Source organism: Halorubrum sp. SP9 (genome assembly GCF_005435015.1).
Lineage (GTDB): Archaea > Halobacteriota > Halobacteria > Halobacteriales > Haloferacaceae > Halorubrum > Halorubrum sodomense.
Genome location: NZ_SGXU01000685.1, coordinates 1 through 242, shown reverse-complemented (window position 1 = coordinate 242; position 242 = coordinate 1). Strand labels below are relative to the sequence as shown.

General features: G+C 51.7%; 1 pseudogene. It reads left to right on the top strand.

The features are described 5' to 3' along the window. Nucleotides 1-52: 52 nt before the first annotated feature. Nucleotides 53-242 (top strand): annotated as a pseudogene (locus tag EXE45_RS19000) (IS5/IS1182 family transposase); the annotation flags it as partial.

Here is a 242-nt window from a genome sequence, read left to right as displayed (position 1 = left end):
GGCTCTGTTGAAATCCTCAGAGAATTACATGTTCGTCCTGTAATTCGACGAGATGAAGCCCCTCCCGAAGTCGCAGATTCTCCGGTTTACTGAGAAGGCAATCCATCTGGCCCGCCGAGCCGTTTCTCGATACTCCTCAAAGTTCTCCAAACACCGCTATACACTCCCGCAGCACGTTGTTCTACTGTGTCTCAAAGTGCGGAAGAACACGACCTACCGTGGCCTACTTGACGAACTGATCG